This window comes from Microcoleus sp. Pol17C6 (assembly GCF_036701145.1).
Taxonomy (GTDB): domain Bacteria; phylum Cyanobacteriota; class Cyanobacteriia; order Cyanobacteriales; family Microcoleaceae; genus Microcoleus.
Map to the genome: position 1 here is coordinate 1,808 of NZ_JAUBQH010000080.1, position 23,425 is coordinate 25,232.

Sequence of the window (23,425 nt, forward strand, 5' to 3'; positions counted from 1 at the left end):
GTTTTGCCATCTCAAATTCACTTAGCTGTGCTTGCAATTCACCCAGACTTCGCAGCGCATTCCCTTTGTTGTTGAGAGCATTGATATAATCCGGTGCAATAAGTAAAGCAGAATTATAGGCTGCGATCGCTTCAAAGTAAGACTGTTTTGCCATCTCAAATTCACTTAGCTGTGCTTGCAATTCACCCAGACTTCGCAGCGCATTCCCTTTGTTGTTGAGAACATCGATATAATCCGGTGCAATAAGTAAAGCAGAATTATAGGCTGCGATCGCTTCAAAGTAAGACTGTTTTGCCGCCTCAAATTCACTTAGCTTTGCTTGTAATTCACCCAGACGTAGTAGCGCAATCCCTTTGCTGTTGAGAGCATTGGTATAATCTGGTGCAATAAGTAAAGCAGAATTACAGGCAGCGATCGCCTCAAAGTAAGACTGTTTTGCCGGCTCAAATTCACTCAAAATTGCTTGCAAATTACCCAGACGTAGTAGCGCAATCCCTTTGTTGTTGAGAGCACAAATATAATCCGGTGCAATAAGTAAAGCAGAATTACAGGCAGCGCTCGCCTCAAAATAAGACTGTTTTGCCGTCTCAAATTCACTTAGCTGTGCTTGCAATTCACCCAGACTTTGCAGCGCATTCCCTTTGTTGGTGAGAGCAGCGATATCATCCGGTGCAATAAGTAAAGCAGAATTATAGGCTGCAACTGCCTCTAAATGTTCCTGTCTTGCCTCTACATATCGAGCCAACCGAGCATAGTAATCTCCCTCCGAGCGCGAAACTCTACCAAGCCAATAATCACTTTTAATCCACAACTCATCTCTAACTCCAAGCAGCGACTCGCATTCCCCGTAACGACTCAGCCGCAATGCTTCATCAAACACCTCTTCCCATTCCTTCACACCCCGCTCCCAATCCAAGCGATTAGCATGATAAATTGCTTCAGCCGCATCCCCCACTTCCCGATAATGCCCCTCTAAAACCTCATGCGCCCTGCGAGTTTTCGGATGATCCCGATCGGCATCCAAGCGCCGCAATAAATCGTGAATCCGATACCAATTATCCCCCCGCTTTTCCGATTTCCACACAAAGGAAAAACTCGTCAAAACCTCAAAATTTGCACTACTTGCCTGGAAGTGACAACCCACTCCCAATTTCACATACAAATCCTCATCAAAAGCGCGGCAAGCACTCAGCGAATGCACAGCCAATCGCACTTCCCGATCCACATACAAAAGCAGCCGATCCGTTAACTCCGCCGTCTTATTTTCCAACTTCGGAATCCGCGAAAAATCCGACGCCAGCAACTCAATTCCCCGCCTTCTTTCTGCCAGCACCACATCCGCGCACAAACCTAAATAAAACGGATGTACCTGCAAATTCTCACAATTATCATCGGGATTGACGCTGGCATATTTAATTACAGCATCTGCCAAATCTGCTTTGTCAATCTCCACTTTGTGCAAGTAATCCATCGCATCATCCGGCGACAAATGCCACACCAATTGTGCATCTATATAATCTACGGGAATCGGAAACTTTGACGCATTCGGCCACCGCAATTGCGTGACAGGACACTCTCGCCCCGCCACAGCAACCACAATCCCCAATTTGTAATCCAATGCCCTCAACAACCGCCGAAACCACTCATCTTGATACCAAAAAGTTGCGCCTTGAGAATTGCGTTTTTCATCCCACATTTTCTCGTGAGTATCGAACAGCATCACGAGGCGATCGGGTTTATTTCTACCAGCCATTGCCGCATTCAAATCCCCAGCAAACAATTTCGGCAAACAGTCGATTAACTCAGTATCAATATCTTGGCGGCGAATTTCCTCCGCCTTTGCGTCGCTGACACCCAGGCGAGTTTGAATTAATTTCATCGCCCGCTTAATCCCGCCCAATTTATCTATGCCTTTCAGCACCGCCACAGCTTGGGCTACCACGGGAAATTGCGCTAAAGCTTCAATCGCAGGTGTCAACAATTCTATGACATCATCGGGGAAAAGTTGTTCGAGAGTTGCGTTTGACTCGCCTTTATTCAGCAAATACCAAAAGCAAGCAAAATCATAATTGGGAAACTTAAATTTATATCTCTTTGCTGCTTCTGCCAGATTGCGCCGCAACATCAGCAAGCCGTAAAATCTATCTTGCGGTTTATCTTCTTTAATCGGTATCAATCCGAAATCGTGCCTGACTGCGGGTATGGGAGTATAGGTTTTAGGTTCAGCGTGGCGGACGAAATTAGCAAATTCGGCGGCTTTTGATTCTGGGAGTGCGCGCAATTGTTGCCAAACCTGCGGCGAAAATCTTTTGCAGCAGTTATACTGCAAGTGTTTTAGCAGCAATGACTTGCCGTTGCCTCCATCGCCGAAAAAATACAAAATTTGTTCCGGAGGCGGGTCTTCGTTTAAATAAAAGGCAAATCGGCGGGTAAATTCGTGTCTGTCGGTGAAGAGTTGCAGTTTGCGATCGTCCCCGATTGATTCGCTTTCAAAATCTTCGTCGTCAATTGGCATAAGTGTGCGGGTGAGGTGTTAATTTAATTATAAGCAAAAATTAGATTGAATCGGCGATTGAAATCGCTTCTTGTCAAACAAAGTCCGCCTTCGCGGACTAAGAGATAAAGGAAGTATTTAACCCGGATTTAGCATAAATCTTCAGTCTTCATAGCGAAGACTTTAACTTTGAGGGAGGGGTTTAAACTTCTGCCCGATCGCAACGATCGTCCGCTGGGAATGGCCGAAAGTTTGAATATTGAGCGGTTTCAACCGCCGAAGAAACTGCAACAACTGGTGACAGAGAAATAGAGCTGTGTTAGAACAGCTATCGATCGACCACCCAAGCTATCTTAGAAAGGACGCGATCGCCAGCACTGTAATGGTATCTCCACCTAATTCAAATCAATCGGGTTCATCTTTGAAAGAGTCTCTAGAGGCTGGGTTAGCTGCTTTGAAAGCGCGGGATTACGATCGGGCGATCGCCCTTTTAGAATCCGTTACCCAAACCGCAGCTAATCAGTCGTCGGGAATCCGCGCGCAGATGGGGTTAGTGGCTGCGTACAAAGCAACCGGTAATGTGAAAAAGGCGATCGCCCTGTGCTCTTCCCTCGCCAAAAGTCCCAACTCTCAAGTCAAAACTTGGGCCGATCGCGCTTTAAAAGAATTAACCCCCCCTCGCCCCCCAAAACCACCGGAAAATAAACCAAAATCCGCAGAAATTCCCCCCGAAACAGGCTTTGTCGCCTTTGATGCCGGAACAAAATCGCCTAAAAAATCGCTTGGGGGCGATCGACCAACGGTAGACAAAAAAACAGGATTTTTACCTTTAGAGCCGGTTGTAGAGCCAGAAAACGCTAAATCGCAACCGATTTCCCCGCCACCTCCACCCCCCACACCGCCGATTCGCCCGACATCAGAGGGCGGGCACGGGGGCACCGCCCCTACAGAAACCGCACCCGATACAGAAATTAGTGGCGAAAATAGTTCCGCTTCCCCAACAGATATCCCCGGAGTCGCCAGCCCAGATACTTACCAACTCACTTGGCGCGAAGCAGGCCGCGCCAAAAGCCCGCGCCCCCTCAAACCGCTGAAGTTGCTGGAGTTTCGGCTGCAAGCCGTTGCAAGTGCGATCGCCCTATTTTTCCTAGCCCGGTTTGTCCTGCAATTCCTGCTGACAAACACTAATTCTCTATTGGTTCAGCTTTACATATTCACTAGACTGCCTATTTTCGCGCCGATTCAGCTTTTTTACCGCGATCCAACTCCGTTTGTTCAGATGGTTTTTGGATTGCTTTTGGCCTCGTCTCCCTGGCTGATAGACGCGCTGCTGAAACTGTTTTGTGGCGTCGAAACTCTGCGCGGGTCAGTTTTATCCAAGCACAGCAAGGAAGCTAGTCGGGTACTGCGAAGTTATTGTACCAAGCAAAATATGCCGGTGCCGGTGCTGAAACTCTTGCCGCTGAATGTTCCTGTAGCTTTTAGTTACGGCGGTTTGCCCCGTTTTGCTCGGATTGCGGTGAGTCGCGGGCTGTTGGAACAATTGACGGATGATGAAATTGCTACTATTTTCGCGCGGGAGTTGGGGCACATTTCTCACTGGGATTTTGCGCCGATGTCGCTGGCGCTGCTGGTGATTCAGATTCCTTACTTGATTTATTGGCAGGTGGCGCACTGGCAAGAGCGGTTGTGTGATTTAATGACGATCGAGTTTTTGCGTTCTGCTGTCAAATTTGTGACCGCTGCAATTTCTGCTACCAGTTACGGGATTTATAAGTTGTTGCGCTGGCCTATATTGTGGCTGTCGCGCCGCAGAGTGTATTTTAGCGATCGCACTGCTGCAGAAATTACGGGCAATCCTAACGGTTTGACGCGGGCACTGGCTAAAATTGCGATCGGCATTGCTGATAATATCGAACAGCAAAAACAAACTAGCTTTTTCCTGGAAAGTTTCGATCTATTGTTACCTGTAGGCGTTGGACAAGCTGTAACCCTTGGTTCTGCTGCATTACACGCGCCGCTGGAACAGATTTTGCTGTGGGATGTCAGCAATCGGGAGCGCAATTGGTTGACGGTTAACCGCGCGCATCCTTTGCTGGGAGAGCGTTTGAAGCTGTTGGCCCTCTATGCTCAATTTTGGCAACTGGAGACTGAGTTAGATTTGGCAAACGCGGGAGTCCAAGAACAACCCAGGAAAGGAAAATTGTCTCTGTTTAAGTCAATACTCGAATTTAAAGATTCAAAACTATTTTTACAGGGTGCACCGTTTTTTGGAATTCCGATGAGTTTGGCAATAGTCGGGCTGCTTTGGCTGATTGGCGGGATTTTTTCGAGGACGAGTATCTGGCAGTTGGATTGGCTTTGGGGCGATCGATCGATTATTTGGGGCTGTTTGCCGATCGGATTTAGCATCGGTACTTTGATGCGGATCAATTATTTCTTCCCGGATATTATACCGCGAGAAACCGCTTCGCCGAGTTTGCCGGAAATTTTGTCAAATCCCGATAGTTTGCCGCTGGATGCTGAACCGGTGCGGCTGGAAGGCCAACTTTTGGGTCGATCGGGTATGAGTAATTGGCTAGGACAAGATTTGATTTTGCAAACGGCGACAGGGTTGGTGAGGTTGCACCATGTTTCCAAGTTTGGCTACATTGGCTCTTTGTGGCCATTTTTGTTCAAAGAGACTACTCGCCCCAGCGATTTGATCGGAACATCTGTTGTGGCGACTGGTTGGCTGCGCCGGGGTGCTACTGTGGCGATCGACCTTGAAAGCCTCCGCAGTCAAGGAGGGAGGGTTAGTGACAGCGGACATCCGATTTGGTCTGCGATTTTGGCTTTTGCTGCTGCTTTTTGGGGCGCATACATCATTATCCAAGGCCCAAGGTGAGGAATAGTTGTCCGATTGTGGTGTGGATCGGCCTCAACGCGCAGCCAGGATTAGTTTTGAGTTAAACAGCGGAGGGGCGATGTTCTCGTTGCTGGTGGCGCACCCTACTATTCATTAGTGTCAACTTAACGTCAAACCTAGTACCAGTCTGCTGTTTGACGATTAGGGTTCGATCCTCCCTAGCGAGCGGGCGGGCACGGGGGCACCGCCCCTACTAAGGGGGGGACAAGAAATATGCTCAAAGTCCCCCTTATTAAGGGGGATTTAGGGGGATCTAGACTTAGGTAAAAGCGAGATTTATCAGGGGTTTCAGGCGTAAGTTGTCACTAAGGCCTACAGTCTTCTTCCTTCTTCCGTCATAAAGAAAAGTTGCTTTTTTGCCAGCACTCTGTTACATTAGTTTACATGAATTGGATTGAACCAAATAGCGCGATAACTTCAGTTGGCTAAAATCGATAAGGCATTGCGTAAAAATTGTCAACATCCCAACACAGCAAGTACAGCCAGCCGCTTGTCGGCTGTTTTTTTTCGACCGCTATTTTTGCTGTGCGGGATGAATTCTCAAAAGTGATTGAGATGTGGTTTGCGTTAAATTCAGACTGAAATCTTCCTAAATAACTAGCTCTGTTACCAAGGCTGTGATACCTTTAAAGAATGCTCGGACTCTGCCGGGCCTGATTTAAGGGATAGCGGGTAAGTGAGTAGTTCTCAGCATTAGGAGCGAGGTAAGATTACTGGCTAAAAAAATGTTAGCGATTTTACCCATCACTGTATTAAACTGAATACTGGCATTCCGATCGCTTGCAATTGACACATCCTTGGACATAAATTTCTACACGGCGCTGGCTATAAACATTCTGAATCAAAACCGGAAGCAAGTAATAGAGAATAGCCAATAGCCTCAACATTTGAGTGATGACTAAAAGTTTACACAACAACCTGAGATTTAAAAGCTCTCTGCATAGGCGGTTAAGTTCCGGCCTTATCAGAGTAAATCATCTTTTTGTTCTAAAAGGTGGGGGGAGCTGTCAAGGTTGGTGGGAGGAATGCGCCAATTCTCGGGTTATGTGGTGTTTCCCTGAAGTCAATATTCTGTTGACTTCAGGTAATTCGGTTCGAGCAAATTAATTAAAATCCAAGTCGGGAGGAATTTTTCATGTCTATTCGTCTTTATGTTGGCAATCTACCAAAGGAACTCGATCGCCAAGAATTGCAAGAAGTTTTTGCACCGGAGGGCGAATCTGTTACCACCAAGGTAATTACAGACCGCAAAACTGGAAAATGCAGAGGATTCGGTTTTGTGACTGTGCTAACCGACGAACAAGCCGACCAAGTTATTGAGAAATACAACGGCTTGATGTTCAAAGAAAACCCGCTGAAAATAGAGAAGGCATTGCCCCGCTCTAAGGGTAAATCTGAAAAGGGCGAAGACGATCAACAGCAGTCGCCGCAGTCACCGCAGTTGGTGTCGGCGTCGGCGTCTGTGCCCATGCCTGTACCTGCGCCGCAGCAACAGCAGCGCTCGTCGGCTCCTCCTACCCAAGGTGGAGGCGGTTCCAGCAAAAGCAATCGCCGTCGGGGTGACAACAACAAGTCTCGCCGCAATCAGTCAGCAACAACGGTGTCGAGCGCTGATTCCGGCTCGGTGCAGCCAGATCCGCGCTGGGCGAGTGCTCTGGAAGAACTCAAGCAAAGATTGGTGGAAGCTCAGACTACTAATTAGTCGAAAATGGCGGCTAATTGCTGCTGTCTCTCGACTGTGGTTGACTGAATGTATCTGGAAGTGCGATCGAGAATGGGTCAAAAAACCCTGTTGTCGATCGCACTCTTTTATGGTAAAAAACCTCTAATATCTAGCAGTGCGGTAAAATAAGCGCGATCGGGCAAGTAATGAAAACTCAAGTCCTGACTACCAACCTGTTTGATTTTGGTCGATCGACCGGACACGATGTCATATCCTGAGAATGGTTGGCAAAAAACTCGGTTTCTCTGAAAATATAGGGTTAAGCAGCGAGACATTTAGAAAGAAACCCTGTTTTTTGCCCCCCTAAATAATTCCTGCTTATTCGATCGGCCCGAATTCGATTGTCTCAATAAACTCAAAAATCTTGTTCATAATTCCCTCAACTTCAGACTCCAGGGAACCCAATTCATCCCCCTCCTGATAAATTCGCTGACAGCTTACCGTGTAGCAAAAATCGTCAGCAATAAAAGCCATAAGCCCCCGGTAAGCATCCAACCGAGTCAGAGGGCCATCGTTTTTCTGCACGCTGAGAGTTGCACCCCCAGGCAAATCTAAAACCACGAAATAAGCTTCTTCATCTTCTAAATATTCTGCGTGGAGTAACTTAGAATTGGGAACATTAGCAAGAATTGCCTGAGAAACAAAATTGTCGAGAAAAGACTTGAGATAACCTTCCTCGCCAACCGACTCGATTGTTTCTTCAACTTCACCAAGAACAGGAAAATAATCAATTTTCAGCAAAACGCCAAAGTCGTCTGAGAATGCGACACAGCCTTCTTGATCATCAATTTTACCGCCTCGTTGATCGTCAACTGGAACGGGAACGCTAAAATTGCCTTCAGGAGATACGTACCATGCGGCATCGAAATCAGACTCTTCGCCCTCTACTTCCGAGTAAGCAGCAATTACATCCTCAATAATTTCTGCTGCTTCCTCATCTTCCACACCTAATGCTTGCTGGAATTCTTGGAGAAAAGCCTCGTGCTTCTGGGATATTTCGCCATCTGCGACAAACATTGCTGCGGTTATTGCAAAAGTATCCAAAACTAACTCATCTGGCATGGATTCCCAAGCAGCATTAAATAATGCTCCTAAACCGTCTTGGGCGACAATACCGTCCAATTTTTGAAACATTGCGGACATATCATCTTCCGAGTATTCAGCAAATATTTCTGATTCCCAAAGTATGCTTTCTAAGATATCAGCATCGGTGTCAGGGGAATTTGCCTCCGCTGCCACAAGTGCTACCGCGGCTACGGATTCTTCTAAAGTTAAGCTTGCTTCGGATTGGTCTTCTGAATTGAATATTTTATCAAACTTGCCCACAGGTTTTGCCCCGCTAGTGTTTAGTTTTGCTATTCATAGCAAATTTATGACATAAAAAGATAGTCGTCAGGGATACATTTACTTTTTGCAAAATCCCGCCAGTCAATGTAGGGTGCGTCTAGCCTTAAACCTTACCACTGTGAATATCAAATCTCCAATTAATTTACCAAGGACTGCCAATTATTGTGAATCCGGTCCAAAACTTCGGGTGTGAGAAATCGGCATTTGGTACTTGTGCCGATTGAGTAAGGTCGATCGTGCCTTGAGTTCCCCGCAATTGACCATCTTTTACTACAATTTGTTTGTGGATCATTGCCAGTTGAGCTTTTCTGAGCGCTTCAGCTTTAATTGGCTGCGATCGCAAATGGCAGTAAAATTCGGTCATTAGCGCTAAAGTGGCGACATCCTTAAGCCTGTAAGGTCGATCGCCCTTAAATCCTATAGTCCTGGACGCACCCAAACCAAAAAAACCGGGTTTTTTGCGGTTTTTGCTGTTAGTCAGCCAAATAACACGACTCCCGCGCCCCCAAATCTCAGCTTACAACCGTCAACAGCAGCGACTAATCCAGGTAGTTTGACAGTAAATTCTGCCAATACTATCCCCGACGATATCTTGCTAAATGGCGGTTCAATTCCAACCATAATGACCTTTAGCGAAACCGATGATGACATCCTCATCTACGACTAAAACAGCTTGTTGAGTTCTCTAACCAGCGCTCAAACTCAGCCAATTATTCCTTTGACTGGCACAAGTATTAGTGGTTAGATCGCTCCCAATACTATCATTTCTGCCAATGACGACAGCCTCTTACTTAGTCCGGCTGCAAGTCCCAGCAATCCACTAGCAAATAGCGATTTGACTGGCATTTCTAGCTTGTAGTAATTGTAGATTTGGTTGCAGTTGCTCGAATAAATTAAAAACCAGGTTTCTTGAATAAATGTGGTTTTTAGCAGTAATTTTGTAGAATAATTTCTGAGCGTAAACCATTCTGTTCTTGTTGTTTTGTAGCAGCCAGAAGATTCATTAAAACATTGGCAGCCTCAGAGCAATGGTAGGGCGATCGGGCAGCATACTCTTGGTTCGCAACAAAGAAGTTTGCATCCTCTTCTTTGACAAGTTCTGTTGCAAGAAACTGCATCAGCCGAAGCTTGTCAATTTTTGGAATATCCTGGATTTGTGACATGAGTTCAGCCCATGGCATTCGATCGTCTCCTCGTCTGAGGATTGGTGAAAGTATTGGGGAGGTTAGATTGTCGCATAGGGGCGATCGCTAGCATCTATTTATTCTACTTAGAAGCTTGCTTTAACAAAGAACTTGACTGTAGTAACTTCTACAACTAACACTTGTCTAACGGCAAAACGCAGCGGCGGTCGATAATCTCGAACTCAGCACCAGCAGCTCTCAACCGTCCGCTGCCGTGAATTGTTAGCCCACTGGCACTAAACAAACTACTTCATGGGTGGTTTCTTTAAGTCTCGAAGTTTTGCATCTCGAAGTTTTGCATCAAGTTTATCTTGCTGCTCTTGACGTATCAGAGGTTCGGTAAACTTAAACTCAAACAGTTGCTTTAACACCTCTATTAACCATTCTGCCTCATCTGGCTCAACAGGCACGACTTCACCTGTATTTTTGTTTTTAAGGGGATGAGCAGCAAAGTTTCCAATTTTTCTGATAGCGTCTACAGCATCTGTTAATCGATGCGGGATATCAGGTTGCGCTATAAAAGCCTCAATTTCCTGATATAAGTCACGAGCTTGAATTTTAAATTCATCCCTAAGAATATTTTGAAGGATACGTCTACTAAGTACAGCACTGGCTGTAGAACTTACAGGAATTACTAACACTGCTTCATGAAAATCATCGGCATATTTCTTAGGCACTCCACGAGGAACCGTAACATTTTTCGGATAAGGATAGACTGACAGTATTTTGCCACTCGATGATGCTTCTAACTGCTCATCTGCCGCTCTAGAGTCTGGACAAACTGCATTTCCGTGGGCTTGTGCCTGGACAAACACAGTGTGGTCACAATTTGGACAGCTACAAATAAAGTCAAACAGCAAGTTTTTATCTCGATAAGATATATCGTTTTCATTGTCTCTTTCAAAGCGCTCAACTGTGCTGTCAATCTTCATTACTGAGTAAATCTGGCAATGTGGACAATTAAGAGATAGTAATTTTGGTATCACATTTAACAAACTGAGATATTCCTGGTCCCAGTCATTTATCAAAAGCTTTGTTTCAAATTTAACTTTAAATTTAGTATTCATTTTGCAATTTCAACATCTAACTATTAATGACTATAGCTTCGATCGCGCGTACTTGCAACCTTGACGACAGCTACAACTTATAGATCGTCACCAACCCGCCTTCTGTAAACTGAATAACAAGTTCTTGCTCATCCAGCAAGGCAGTTGCAAGTAAAGGTCGCCTTCCTGTCGCAATGACTACGACTTCTCGCTCTTCACCCTCCCAAAGGACGATCGCTTCGTGAAGTGGTAGCAAGACTTCACTATTATCTGCCAAATTTGCGGGAATGTCGTGTCTAAAGGTCAAGCCCATCAATCAAACAGCTTCTAGAGGAAGACACAATTCCCCAGTGAAGCCTGTATCTATGACGAACTCAATAGGGATGCTTGAGCCATTCGCTAGCAAGAAAGTCAGCGTTACAGTTGCGTGTCTATTTGTCACAATCCCAGAAATCACTTGCAGACACGCTCAATGACACCACCAAATGAGACAGCAACGTTATATCCAATGCGAATACCAAAGAGTCGGGCGTTTGGGTGCTTCTTACTAAGGTTACGAGATGCTTGCAATCCAGTTTTATCGACTTCATAATCACCTGTTTCAATGTCGATAATGACCATTTTGCCGATGTTCTCTTCCACCTCGACCTTTTGGCGGATGTTGCTTTCGTACAATTGCTTTGCACGTCGTGCAACTTCTTCGCGACTTAAAAGGATTGCCTGCATATATTGACTCCCGATCGCTACGCTTTTCTGTGAATCCCTCTATGATAGCCCACGGACAAGCAGGATTAGCATTGCCGTTAATTCAGTAAATTTGTTTTATTTTCTTAAAAGCAACTCTAACCCCTAATAATATGTAACCGGAAAACCCTATTACTCTTGTGATGATAAAAAAGGAAAAACCGATGAACGAGTATCAATTAGCACCCGCAAAATACCACCAGGTACAAGTAGTTGTTTCCCTAAACCGCGTTCAATTAGAAAACTATAAAACTCATGATGCAGTATTAACAAAACTGCTAGAACTTGCAGTCCACACCCAGGTTAAAAACCCGGTTTCTTTAGTTGGAGTGCGTAAATCCTGTACAGAATTAATCACAAATGTAAAATGTTGTTACAAGTAACTTGACAACAGTGAATAAATCTATTTTCAGTGACTATAATTGGAAAAAAATATTTTGTAGGGGAAATTCCATGCAGAAACTAACTAGAATTTTATTCACTACAGCTTTAACCCTAACTATCTTGTGTTCTCCCACAGCAGCTTTCGCCAAAGCAAAAATTCAGATAGCCATCCTTTTAGATTCTAGTAATAGCATGGATGGACTGATTGACCAGACTCGTACTCAACTTTGGCAAATTGTTAATTTTTTAACTAAAGTAACCAAAGATGGCGAAGTACCCGAGTTAGAAGTTGCCCTTTACCATTATGGTAATGACAGCTTACCTTCCTCGGAAGGTTTTGTCAGATTATTAACTGGATTTACTCCTGAATTAGATTTAGTTTCCGAAAAGCTATTTAGTATCAAAACCAACGGCGGTCAAGAATATGCTGGCTGGGTAATTCGTTCGGCAATGCAAGAATTAAACTGGAGTAAAAATCAGGAAGATTTTCGCGTGATTTTTATTGCGGGTAATGAACCATTCGATCAAGGCCCAATAGTTTGGAATCAATCTGTCAATCTCGCTGTCAAAGGAGATACCCTCGTTAATACAATTTATTGTGGTTCAGCCGAAAGTCAGGAGCGACAACTTTGGGCATCAGGAGCTAATTTAGCAAAAGGCAGTAGCTTCAACATTAATCAAAACCAACAAATTGTCGTAATTAAGTCCCCTTACGACGACGAAATTTCTATTTGGAATACTAAACTCAATCAAACTTACATTCCCTACGGTAGAGAAGGAAGAATAGGACAACAACGTCAAGCAGTTGAAGATAGTAATGCTGGCAGCAATAGGGTTTTGCGTAGTGCGTCCAAAGCTTCTGAATACTATGATAATGCTTCTTGGGACTTGCTGGATGCCCTCGAAAACGGAACAGTTAAACTAGAGGCCATATCAGATGATAATTTACCAGAAATCATGCGAGGGATGACGCTAACAGAAAAAAGAGCATATGTAGCTGGAAAGAAAACCGAAAGAGAGGCGATTAAAAAGACGATCCGCGACTTATCTCAAAAGCGTACAGCATACATTGAACAACAGCGGCAATCTAGTACAAATAGTGGTGAAAATACTCTCGATCGCGTGATGATTCAGAGTCTCCGCCAGCAATTAGCCGCTAAAGGATTCAAGCTTAATTAAAAGAACGCAGACAAAATTTTATCTGCGTTCATCTGTGTTTATCTGCTAATATCTGCGGTAAAAAAAACGCCCGACCAAACTACTTCGCAGCAGGTAAAGACAACTGAGGCGAAGTTTTAGGATAGCTTCCATTCTCAGGAATCGCAGCGGGTTCGGAGGAAAGCAAAAATTCGCGAATTAACCTAGCAACTGCTCTTTGAGCTAAACCGCCGACTACTTTCTGGCTCATGTTCTGCACTTCCGGTTTCACTAACAACTGCGGAAGTAGCTGCAATACTTTCATCGTGTCAAAACCGGGAGTTGATTGCAAAATATCCCAAATCCGCTTGATATGTTCTAAGTTTTTTTGTTCGGTTTGTGAAACCACAGGTTGATTTGCCTTGACTCCAAACCATTCGCCGACTACAGATTTGGCGTTAGCAAAGGCGTTGCTGGAAAGTGTGTCGAGACTCTTGACTAATTCCAGGACAATACGATCGCGAATGAAATCTCCTCTTTCGGAAAATAAATATTCTAAAGCTTGGTTCAAGATTTTGCTCACATCGTAATCATCGCTCTCGCGGGCATTGTTGAGCAAGTTTTCTAAGCGGTTCCAGCGGAACTCGCCTTGTTTGAACAGCAAATCTTGCAGGGATGCTCTCAATTCCGGTGCGGGGTCGCTCAACAGCCGTTTTGCAACGTAAGGATAAGCTTTGCTCAACACTTTGAATTCGGGGTCAACGTTGATGGCAATGCCTTCTAACGTGACGAGCGATCGAATAATCAAAGCGTAGTAAGCTGGAACCCGGAAAGGATATTCGTACATTACCGCCGAAAGCTCGTCAGTAATGCTTTTGAAATTGAGTTCGGCAACGCTAGCACCCAAAGCATTGTTAAATACGCCCGCCAAAGCTGGAATAATTGGCGTTAGATCGGTGTCGGGAGTTAAAAACTCCAACTTCACGTAATCTTTTGCTAAACCTTCAAAGTCGCGGTTCACCAAATGCACCACAGCTTCCAACAAGCCGTATCGCTGATAAGGTTTAACTTCGCTCATCATCCCGAAATCGAGATAAGCCAATTGACCGTCAGGAGTTGCCAAAAGATTGCCGGGATGCGGGTCAGCGTGAAAGAAACCGTGTTCGAGAAGTTGTCTGAGAGAACACTGCACACCCACTTCAATTAAGTAAGGAGCATCGATTCCTTGAGCTTTAACGGCTTCTAAATTCGTAAGTTTGATGCCGGTGATCCACTCCATTGTTAAGACGCGGCGGCGGGTATATTCCCAGTAGATGCTGGGAACATAAATGTCTTTGATGTGGCCGTAGAGTTTGGCAAACCGTTCGGCATTTTGACCTTCGTGGGTGTAGTCCATTTCTTCGTAAATGCGCTCACCCAACTCGTCCATAATGCTTGCGAGGTCACTGCGAATTACTTTGAAGTTGTTTTGTGCCCAAACTGCAACGCGCCGCAGGATGTAGATATCTAAGCCGATGTTTTCGGCTAAACCCGGTCGCTGGACTTTGATTGCGACTGTTTCTCCGGTTTTGAGTTTGCCTTTGTAGACTTGTCCGAGAGATGCTGCTGCGATCGGGTCTGGGCTGATTTCTGCGTAGATGTCTTTGGGGTGGGCGCCCAATTCTTCTTGGATGAATTGATATGCTACTTCGTTCGGAAATGCTGGCAGTTGGTCTTGCAGCGTTGTTAGTTCTTCTAAATATACTGGCGGTACTAAGTCGGGCCGTGTTGAGAGTGCTTGTCCGATTTTGATGAAAGCTGGGCCGAGTTGGGCCAGAATTTCTCGCAGTCGGACGGCGCGACGCTTTTGGTTGGTGGCGGTACGACCTGTTTTCCCGTCGAACCACACACTGAAGGCAAAGCTAAAAAATGTCCAAACAACGCTCGACAGCCTTCCCCAGACTTGTAGAGGTCGATTTCGGTACAGGGCTGCGATCGCGACTGGATCGTACCGAACAGCATCTCCTGCCAACTCGAAAGCTATGTCTCTGGCTGATTTGAGCCGATCGCCCGTTACGACCTCGGTCTCTAGTGATACTGGTACTGCTTGCAGGGGAATTGTATTTGCATCTTGGAAATTGCCGAGTACAGCCTGAGTCCCTGAATTTACATAAGTTTGCGGGGAGGCTGGCGATACTGTCTTGACATTCATAAATCAGACCTAGTGTGAAGCATTGTAAATATATTGTAACAATTTAAGGAAGAACACCCTTCTTCCTTCTTATATACTTACTCGCCGCTGGATCGGTTGAGTCGATCGCGAATGCCTGATAGTTGCGATTGGCTGCTGACGGGCGATCGAGGTTGGGGCATTTCGGTATCGGGCCAGTTCGGTAAGTCGTTACAGGGACAGAACTCCGGGGGCATTCCGGTTTGTTGGAACACTACGGGCATAGCGCAGCGCGCGCAGGGACTGATTTCCCAAGCGGGTGTCAGCAGTTGGGCAATTGTTTCGTTTGTGCCTTCGAGGTAACAGTCTCCGCTGTCGCGGGAGATGATTTTTTGCCAGCACTCTTCAAATTCCTGGCTGTAGCGATCGCCGGCATTTACCGATTTGGGCAGCAGCGCTTCGGAACCGTTGCGAATTAATACTTTTTTGCCTAACTGAAACCAGTAAGCAATATATTTTCTTACTTCACTATCTGATGCCATAACTTTTAGTCAACCCTTCAACTAATTGATTATTTTAGACTTTTAATTTTAAATTATCACTCTTTCTTAAGAGACATTTTAGCTTTTACATAATTTCAAAATTTGGCTATTCCTCATGTCAAATTGTTGGGCCGTTCCCCCTAGGGAGTATGTTTTTTGACTAATTTATGTGACTCTTGTGTTTTCAATCTTAGTTAAAATTATACCTAATTTTTAGTTAAAATTGTCCATCGGAAAACTGAGATGTTTTCTCTCTTGTCGATCGCGACTCCGGCTGTTAATTTTTCGCTACGGGCGGCAGCGGGGTACCCAGAGCCCTTAGATCCAAAGCGTAACCTCCGGTGGCGAGATAAACATTATCGGCGATCGCCCCGATGTGGCGGACGAGAGTGCCGAGGCGATCGCGAAACAGCCTCCCCGCCGGATAAGCAGGCACAACGCCCCATCCGGTTTCTTCCCCTACCAAAATTACATCAGCCGCCGCCGACTTCAAACAGGCTAGCAAATCTTGCTGCGTAGTCGCCCAAACAGCAGTTTCTTGTTCCAAAAGATTTGCCGTCCAAGTTCCCAGGGAATCAATCAACAAGCAATCTGAGGGCTTGCTGGCCCGCACAACTGCCGATAATTCGATCGGCACTTCTAGAGTTGTCCAATCAACTGGACGGCGATTTCGGTGCTGATCGAGGCGACGAAGCCACTCCAAATCCGTTTCATCAACGCGACTGGTAGCCACATAGATTATTTGTTTTCCCGAACCCGCCGCCAGAGTTTCGGCCCATTCACTTTTGCCACTCCGGGCGGGCCCAGTTACTAAGATTAATTGTCTAGATGTGGTGGGTACTGAGTTAGTCATTAGTTATTAGTCAGCAGTCATTAGTCAGATACAAAGGATTAAACACAATTACCAATTACCAATTACCAATTATCATTTAAACTGCCAACTACCAAATGCTTTTTAAGCGATAATAGCATTGATGAGACAATATCCGAGTAAGTCGATCGAGAACCCCCGTATTTCCCAAGCTGTTATTTATGCCCGATCATCCTCAGATATCAGCAATTATTTGCACCCACAATCGCGCCGCCTATTTAGGTGGGGCGATCGACAGCTTGCTGGTACAGGATTTTCCCGACAACTTTGAAGTAGTAGTAGTGGATAACGCTTCTAGCGATTATGCAAGCCCAGAAAGTTCGATTTCGCGCACCCGCGAGGTGGTAGAAGCAAGACTGGGGGATGGCCGCCTCAAGTACGTCTGGGAACCCGAAATCGGTCTGTCAGTGGCGCGGAACACCGGCGCAAAGGAAGCTCGCAGCGAAATATTAGCTTATCTCGACGACGACGCTATTGCTGAGCCGAATTGGCTCAGGGTGCTGCAGGCGGCTTATCAAAGCAATCAAAAACTCGCCGTAGCTGGTGGCAAAGTCAATTTGCTCTGGCCTTCTGGAGTCAGCCCGCCCGAATGGCTGTCACCGGGATTAGCCCAGAACTTGGGAGCATATGATTTAGGCGATACTTGCCTGTACGTGACTGCTCCCGGTTTGACTCCCAGGGGAGTAAACTACTCAATCCGGCGCGCTTTTCTCGAACAAATTGGTGGCTTCGATGTCAAACTCGGTAGAGTCGGCAAAAAGTTGCTGTCAAATGAAGAGTTGCGAACGACAGAATTAGCTTTAGAGTTAGGTTGGCAAGTAGTTTATCTACCGGAGGCCCTGGTACTTCACCATGTCGCAGCAGAAAGGCTCAACAAAGCTTGGTTTCTAGAGCGCGGGTGGTGGCAGGGCATTAGCGAATGTTATCGGGAACAATTGTCCGATCGAGCCGGTATTGCTCAGCTTGGGCGAGGGGGTGAAAGAATCTTGAGGGGTGTCTGGAAGTCTTTTAAATATATTAGAGATCCGGCGCTGCGTTTTGAAAATTTCGTTTTTGCCTGGGGTCAAATCGGTTATTTGAGCGCAGCCATCCGCGGCCTGATTTTTGCACCGAAATCGACCACTAGGTATTAGGCTATAGGCAATATCCCTCGCTGCTCAACTCGTTGGCGCGGCTGTGCCGATCGCACTTCATCTACAAAAACTCGACCGCATTCAGGTTCAAGCACTCGATTATGACATCTAGTTCATCCAAGATTCCGGTTTCAGTTCTCATTCCGGCAAAAGACGAAGAACTTAATCTACCAGCGTGTCTGGCCAGCATTGCCAGGGCGGATGAAGTTTTCATGGTTGATTCCCAAAGTAGCGATCGCACGGTAGAAATTGCCATCAGCACCGGCGCAAAAGTAGTGCAATTCTACTTCGACAACCGCTGGCCGAAAAAGAAAAATTGGTCTTTGGACAATCTGCCCTTTCGCAACGAATGGGTATTAATTGTCGATTGCGACGAGCGAATTCCGCCGGAACTTTGGGACGAAATCGCGCAGGCGATCGAAGACCCCAATTTTGACGGCTACTACCTCAACCGCAAAGTCTTCTTTTTAGGTCAGTGGCTGCGTTACGGTGGGAGATATCCAGACTGGAATTTGCGTTTGTTCAAGCATCAAAAAGGACGTTACGAAAATCTCGGCACTGAATCCGTCCCCAATACTGGCGACAACGAAGTTCACGAACACGTCATTTTAGCCGGTCAAGTCGGCTACTTAAAAAATGACATGATCCACGAGGATTACCGCGATTTATTTCACTGGATAGAACGGCACAACCGCTATTCTAATTGGGAAGCTCGCGTTTATTACAATATTATTGAAGGGCGCGACGACAGCGGCACTATTGGCGCTCACCTATTTGGAGATGCAGTGCAGCGGAAACGCTTTCTAAAAAAAGTTTGGGTGTGGCTGCCTTTTAAACCACTGCTCAGATTTATGTTATTTTACTTTATTCAGCTCGGCTTTTTAGATGGAAAAGCTGGCTATATTTATGCAAGGCTATTGAGTCAATATGAGTATCAAATTAATGCAAAACTTTACGAGTTGCGTTGTTGTGGCGGTCAGTTGAATGTGGCAGAATCTCAACCGCCTCTGTCGCCACCAGTAGTTATCAGTCAGGAGACAGAAGTGAAATTGCCGTAATAGTAGGTATAAAATTTTAACCGCAGATGGCGACGGATTGACGCCGATGAACGCAGATAAATGTTTATTTTGGTTAAGTGCGATCGCTTTTATTTTACCGATCGCACTTTTCCTTCCTTTCCTAAATCAGCATGAAATTAGCAGATGTAATCGCATTGGCACTCACTCCAATCATCACACCTAACTGCTCCCCTGTCAAGAGGTTTTTGATGAGAGTTCCCTGAGTATTTTGAGTTATTTCTAACTGTCCAAAACTCAAACCACCGCTTAATCCAATCAAATCTTGACCGACGGTAAAATCAGCGATTAGATCCAATCCTTGACCTGCTTTTAAGGCAAAGATATCGTTGCCACTACCGCCAATCAAACTATCATTGCCCATGCCTCCATCAAGAAGATCGGATCCTTTCCCACCCGTGAGAGTATCATTTTCTGCGCCTCCGAACAGAGTATCATTTCCGGCACACCCTCCCAGGATATCTGCTCCTTCGTCACCGTTGATTAAGTCATTGCCTTCACCGCCGCAGATGGTATCATTTCCCTGCTGTCCAAACAGATTGTCATCACCTTGACTGCCAAGCAAGATGTCGTTACCTTTGCCTCCATATAAGGTGTCATTATCCTTGCCACCATCGATGAAGTCATCATCTTTGTTGCCATAAATGATGTCCATACCTTCGCGACCATGTAAGAAGTCATTGCCTTTGCCTCCAAAGATTAAATCGTTACCCGACTCGCCAAGGATGATGTCGTTACCTTCATCTCCATAGAGAGTATCTTCATCTTTGCCTCCGGCGATGAAGTCATTACCTTGGTTGCCATTAATAATGTCATTATCGGCACCACCGTATAAGTTGTCATCCCCGGATTGGCCCTCGAATATGTTGGCAGCATTGCTACCTAGTAATTCATCGTTTTGAGCAGTGCCTATCTGAATGCCAGATGCGCCGAGTATGGTGTTTTCAACCGAGTTGGGTCGGTTTAAGTTGGGATAGGTAATTTGGTCGCAGATGCACTCATCGTCTGAGAGGTTATTAGTTGTTGGCGTGGGGGTTGGTGTTTCCGATGGTGTCGGTGTCGGTGTTTCCGATGCTGTTTCCGATGGTGTTGGTGTTTGGGACGCTGTTTCCGATGGTATCGGTGTTTGGGAGGCTGTTACTGATGGGGTCGGAGAGATCGGTGGGGTCGGAGCGATCGCTGTTGGGGTTTCGGTGCCGATTTCCCCAGAGGTAGGTTCAAAAGGAACGAGCAGATCTTCAGGATTGATTGTCTCGAAGGTGGGGCGAACGGTAGGGTCATTAACCGCTACTTCCTCCATCTTCTTCTGGATTGCTTCCTTGGTATTGTCGGCGAGGAACTGCTCCATCGTCTTGGTTCCCGCTGCCAATTCCGGCAGTCCGACTGCGATTTGACCAACTGATACTGCCTGCAATTTGGTAATTTCCGTGGCGATCTCACTTAATGGGCGACCGCTAGCGACGAGTTCCTGAATGAGTTGATTGCCCAGGGCCATTACTTGTGCAGCAGCCGAGGCGACCCTGGCTAACTGCTCTGTGTTGAGATTGCTGTCTTGCGTGGCAGCCGCAGCGATCGCACCCTGTACGATCGCCTGAATTGTCTCTGGTTTGCTCAAGTCAACTGGAGTGCCAGCTTTGAGGGTCTCGGCAATCGCTCCTGTTGCAACATTCCCTAGCTGCGTCAGCGACGAAGAGGAAACTCCATTGATGAATTTCGCCGTTTGGACGATCGTGTTTTGCACCATGATCATCGAGCCAAACACCGCTACACCCTTCGGATCGTTATTGGCGATCGCTTCTAGGGGGTCGTAGCTGCCCAAATCAACATCAGCCGGCAGCCCCAGAGCCGATTTCACCTGAGTTTCAGCAGTTTCAGGGTCAATCCCTTTGCTAGCCAAATCAGCAATAACCGTGGTTAGAGGCGTGATCACGGTGGAATCTGGAGTAGAAGTAAGTGGCGTAACCAGAGGCAAATATGTTGCGATATCGTTCCCCTCCATCAGAACAATCTTGCCTTCACTCGGATCGATTCGACCGTTCTTATTGGTGTCGAATTGGGCAACATCGACCTGGAGATCGAAACTCCCATCAGGATTGGTAACGCTGACTGGCTCGTCTTCATCCTTGATACCATTAAAGTTGGCATCTAAAAACACGAGTCCACCCGATATATAGCCATCGATCGCGCGGCTTTTCCAGGTAGCACCCACACCGAAATTAGCCAGATTGTAGGTGCCAAAATTTTGCCGCCAGACATTTTCACGAGTTATGCTTGGTACCCAATAGGGGACGCTTTTCTTACCGAACCACCCTAAATCAATAGTGTAGTACCTCTTCTCAAACCCCGGTCGCAGGTAATCAAACCCAGCATCCAATGAAGCATTGATTCCTCCCTTCACCGCAATCATATCCAGAGGCTTGCTAATCCGAGAAATAATTTCCGAACCCCGAATTTTGCCATCGCTGGAGCCGTTTTCTTCGCCCACATCGATCAGGTCAGCTTTGCCGTTCCCGGTTAGCCGGCCTGTTACGTATGCCTTGGCTAAAACAGCATCGACTGAACCAGTTAGACTGATATCGGCATTAAGTTTGACTTCCTGGACATCCGGCCCCGTACCGTCGGCATTTTGGCGATCGCTCACATAGAAGCCATCCAGAACTTTATAGGCATCTGAGGCAGAAAATCCTGCCTTTTTCCACTGATTTAGCCCATTGGTGTCAAAGCCGAAACCGAAATTGGTTTTAGCACTAAAGTTGCCTTTCAAATTGCCGTTCAGACCGATTCCTGCAAAGCCATAGATCGGAAAAGTGCGATCCATGTTTAAGCTAAAATCCAGTTCCGGCATTTTGTAGGCAAACAGCGTCACATCTGGTTTACCCAGCAGTAAATCAACCACTGTGCCGGGGTTGGTTAAGATTGGGAATTGCAACCCAGGCATATTTTGCAAGGTTGATAAAAACTCTGTCACCTTGCCTTTAGACTTCGATTTCGCTTGATCTGTAGGCGAACCTAGCGTTTTGGTGCTTTTCTTAGTTGCTTTTGAGGGATCGGCCTTGGGATCGGTAGCATCAAAACCTACTTCATAGTCACCCAGATCGATTTTAATATTGCCATCTTGGGCTGCTAGTTCCCCGATCAACTGACTCGCTTTGCCAACTGCGTCCACTGCCGTCAAGAAGCTGCCATTGACTTTTGTGCCAGTTAGCGCCATACCAGCTTCGAGCAGAGTGACTTTGCCATCTTTGTTTTGATCGACATAGTTGCGGATGCTACTGATATCCGACAAAAACTTAATATCGCTGTTCAAAACATTGATCAGGGGACGAACCGGGGTGATAACCTTATCGATCGTCGTGATAATTGGTTTGGCAAAGCCAGTGACAAAACTACCCAAGTCGAGCTGCATATTATTGAATGCCAGCGTGGGTTTTTGCGGCCCACTCCCTTTCCCGTCCTTATACGAAAGCGGCGAAAAACCTGCGTTGAGGTCGAAGTTGAAGGACGGAATAGCAGCACTGCCATTAACGCTGGTTTTTGCACTCATGCCGAGGTTGGCTTTGGTGTCTAAACTCGTACCAATCAAGTCCGAGAGTTTATAGTTGCCTTTGCTCAGTTCAGTGTAGGTGAGTCGCCCGTCATTTATCCCTCCTTGAGCAGTAGTTAAATCTTTCAGAGATGCCTTAAAGTCACCGGTAATTTTAGTGGGGTTAGCACCGTTGTTGGCTAGATCCACTTGCAAGAAACCTAGATTGGCCTTGCCCGTAAAATTATTGGCTAAGCCGACTTCAGCGTTGAGGGCAAGCTTTGTATTCGTTGTATCGAAGAAAAAGCCATCCTGATTCAGACCTAATCCCAAGGAAAAGTCGTACTTGAATTTGGCGTTGGCATCGCCCTGAGTACTCAATCCCAGCGCCGGTAGTCCTAAATCACCATTCAGTCCTAGCGTTTTAATGTACTCTTTGCTCAGGTTCACGATAACTTTGGCTTCTCCGTTTGCCCCAACTGAGCTTGTAATTTTCAGGTTGGGGAAGTCTTTGCCAAGGGAAGTCTTGATAGTGTCTTGAAACTTCACCTGATCCCAGCTCGGCGCTGCTTTAAGGTCGGTAATTAGCCTGTTCTTAATACTGTTTAGAAAATCAGGGGCAATGGCTTTGAGTTTATCGCCCACCACCGGCAGTTGAGTCGCCAGATTGCTGGTGAGGGACTCTTGCAGCTTGTTGAAGCCCAAATCAAGAGTGCTGATATCGGGAGGCTGTGTGTTAATAACGATCGCTTTATTGGCTCCCAAGGATTTCGGGGTACCAGGAGCGGGTAAAGTCAGACTCGCGTTATTGAGAGCGGCGTCTTTAATCGTGCCGCCGTTTAACGATAAAGCTGTAGTAGAAGCATAGTCCAAGTCTGGGGCGTTCTGACCCGCCGCGACGGTGTAGTTAAACGTGAGGGCATTGCTGCCGCTGCCAGAAGCATAGGTGGCTTTGCCGCCGCTATTTAACGTCAGTTGGGGCGTTCCCGTAACGTTGACCGCTTCATTGAAAGTGACGGCGATGGGGATAGCTTTACCCACACCATACTTGCCATCTGCCAGGGTTGACGTAATATTGGCGAGCGCGGGCGCTGTGGTGTCAGCAGTGGTGAAATTCCAGGCAGTTGCGCCTGTAGTACCGGCATAATTATTACCTGCTAAGTC

General features: G+C 46.3%; 17 protein-coding genes and 1 pseudogene. 7 read left to right on the forward strand and 11 right to left on the reverse strand.

Annotation, left to right across the window (positions count from 1 at the left end):
- A partial coding sequence (locus QUA25_RS26015) for a hypothetical protein (protein WP_333042284.1) occupies positions 1–2,515 on the reverse strand: 2,515 nt, incomplete at its 3' end.
- Between the two features lie 168 nt (positions 2,516–2,683).
- Between QUA25_RS26015 and QUA25_RS26020 the strand changes: the two genes are divergently transcribed.
- The 3 genes from QUA25_RS26020 to QUA25_RS26030 all read left to right on the forward strand — a co-directional run bounded on the left by QUA25_RS26020 (position 2,684) and on the right by QUA25_RS26030 (position 7,104).
- Positions 2,684–2,806 (forward strand): hypothetical protein, encoded by a 123-nt coding sequence (locus tag QUA25_RS26020; protein ID WP_333042285.1) that lies wholly within the window; start codon positions 2,684–2,686, stop codon positions 2,804–2,806.
- A 4-nt stretch (positions 2,807–2,810) separates the two neighbouring features.
- Positions 2,811–5,381: a zinc metalloprotease HtpX gene (locus QUA25_RS26025; protein ID WP_333042287.1), complete on the forward strand. Its 2,571-nt coding sequence runs from the start codon at positions 2,811–2,813 to the stop codon at positions 5,379–5,381.
- Positions 5,382–6,537: 1,156 nt separating this feature from the next.
- On the forward strand, positions 6,538–7,104 hold the full coding sequence (locus tag QUA25_RS26030; protein WP_333042288.1) for an RNA-binding protein: 567 nt from the start codon (positions 6,538–6,540) through the stop codon (positions 7,102–7,104).
- 339 nt (positions 7,105–7,443) lie between these two features.
- Here the strand turns inward: QUA25_RS26030 and QUA25_RS26035 are convergent, their stop codons facing one another.
- The 6 genes from QUA25_RS26035 to QUA25_RS26060 form a co-directional block, all read right to left on the reverse strand.
- Entirely contained in the window at positions 7,444–8,451 is a 1,008-nt protein-coding gene (locus tag QUA25_RS26035) for a tellurite resistance TerB family protein (RefSeq protein WP_333042290.1), read from the reverse strand.
- A gap of 163 nt (positions 8,452–8,614) precedes the next feature.
- On the reverse strand, positions 8,615–8,911 hold the full coding sequence (locus QUA25_RS26040) for a CHAT domain-containing protein (RefSeq protein WP_333042291.1): 297 nt from the start codon (positions 8,909–8,911) through the stop codon (positions 8,615–8,617).
- A gap of 487 nt (positions 8,912–9,398) precedes the next feature.
- Complete coding sequence (locus QUA25_RS26045; protein ID WP_333042292.1) at positions 9,399–9,653, reverse strand: hypothetical protein; 255 nt, start codon at positions 9,651–9,653, stop codon at positions 9,399–9,401.
- 248 nt (positions 9,654–9,901) lie between these two features.
- Positions 9,902–10,723, reverse strand: coding sequence for a DUF4145 domain-containing protein (locus QUA25_RS26050; protein ID WP_333042293.1), 822 nt, complete (start codon positions 10,721–10,723; stop codon positions 9,902–9,904).
- A gap of 70 nt (positions 10,724–10,793) precedes the next feature.
- Positions 10,794–11,015 (reverse strand): hypothetical protein, encoded by a 222-nt coding sequence (locus QUA25_RS26055; protein ID WP_333042294.1) that lies wholly within the window; start codon positions 11,013–11,015, stop codon positions 10,794–10,796.
- A 140-nt stretch (positions 11,016–11,155) separates the two neighbouring features.
- Positions 11,156–11,428 carry a hypothetical protein gene (locus tag QUA25_RS26060; RefSeq protein WP_333042295.1) on the reverse strand — a complete coding sequence of 91 codons (273 nt, stop codon included), beginning with the start codon at positions 11,426–11,428 and terminating at the stop codon, positions 11,156–11,158.
- 182 nt (positions 11,429–11,610) lie between these two features.
- On the opposite strand from QUA25_RS26060, the gene QUA25_RS26065 reads away from it, so the two are divergent.
- Both QUA25_RS26065 and QUA25_RS26070 read left to right on the forward strand, forming a co-directional pair.
- Positions 11,611–11,829: a hypothetical protein gene (locus tag QUA25_RS26065; RefSeq protein WP_333042296.1), complete on the forward strand. Its 219-nt coding sequence runs from the start codon at positions 11,611–11,613 to the stop codon at positions 11,827–11,829.
- 70 nt (positions 11,830–11,899) lie between these two features.
- Positions 11,900–13,009, forward strand: a complete 1,110-nt coding sequence (locus tag QUA25_RS26070; RefSeq protein ID WP_333042297.1) for a hypothetical protein — start codon at positions 11,900–11,902, stop codon at positions 13,007–13,009.
- Positions 13,010–13,088: 79 nt separating this feature from the next.
- Here the strand turns inward: QUA25_RS26070 and QUA25_RS26075 are convergent, their stop codons facing one another.
- The 3 genes from QUA25_RS26075 to cobU all read right to left on the reverse strand — a co-directional run bounded on the left by QUA25_RS26075 (position 13,089) and on the right by cobU (position 16,511).
- Positions 13,089–15,158 carry an AarF/ABC1/UbiB kinase family protein gene (locus QUA25_RS26075; protein WP_333042299.1) on the reverse strand — a complete coding sequence of 690 codons (2,070 nt, stop codon included), beginning with the start codon at positions 15,156–15,158 and terminating at the stop codon, positions 13,089–13,091.
- A 77-nt stretch (positions 15,159–15,235) separates the two neighbouring features.
- Positions 15,236–15,658: a hypothetical protein gene (locus QUA25_RS26080; RefSeq protein WP_333042300.1), complete on the reverse strand. Its 423-nt coding sequence runs from the start codon at positions 15,656–15,658 to the stop codon at positions 15,236–15,238.
- 277 nt (positions 15,659–15,935) lie between these two features.
- Positions 15,936–16,511 (reverse strand): bifunctional adenosylcobinamide kinase/adenosylcobinamide-phosphate guanylyltransferase, encoded by a 576-nt coding sequence (gene cobU / locus QUA25_RS26085; RefSeq protein WP_333042302.1) that lies wholly within the window; start codon positions 16,509–16,511, stop codon positions 15,936–15,938.
- 179 nt (positions 16,512–16,690) lie between these two features.
- Between cobU and QUA25_RS26090 the strand changes: the two genes are divergently transcribed.
- Positions 16,691–17,662 (forward strand): glycosyltransferase family 2 protein, encoded by a 972-nt coding sequence (locus QUA25_RS26090; RefSeq protein ID WP_333042304.1) that lies wholly within the window; start codon positions 16,691–16,693, stop codon positions 17,660–17,662.
- 101 nt (positions 17,663–17,763) lie between these two features.
- Positions 17,764–18,720, forward strand: coding sequence for a glycosyltransferase family 2 protein (locus QUA25_RS26095; protein ID WP_333042306.1), 957 nt, complete (start codon positions 17,764–17,766; stop codon positions 18,718–18,720).
- A 121-nt stretch (positions 18,721–18,841) separates the two neighbouring features.
- Here the strand turns inward: QUA25_RS26095 and QUA25_RS26100 are convergent.
- Positions 18,842–23,425, reverse strand: a pseudogene (locus tag QUA25_RS26100) (hypothetical protein); the annotation flags it as partial.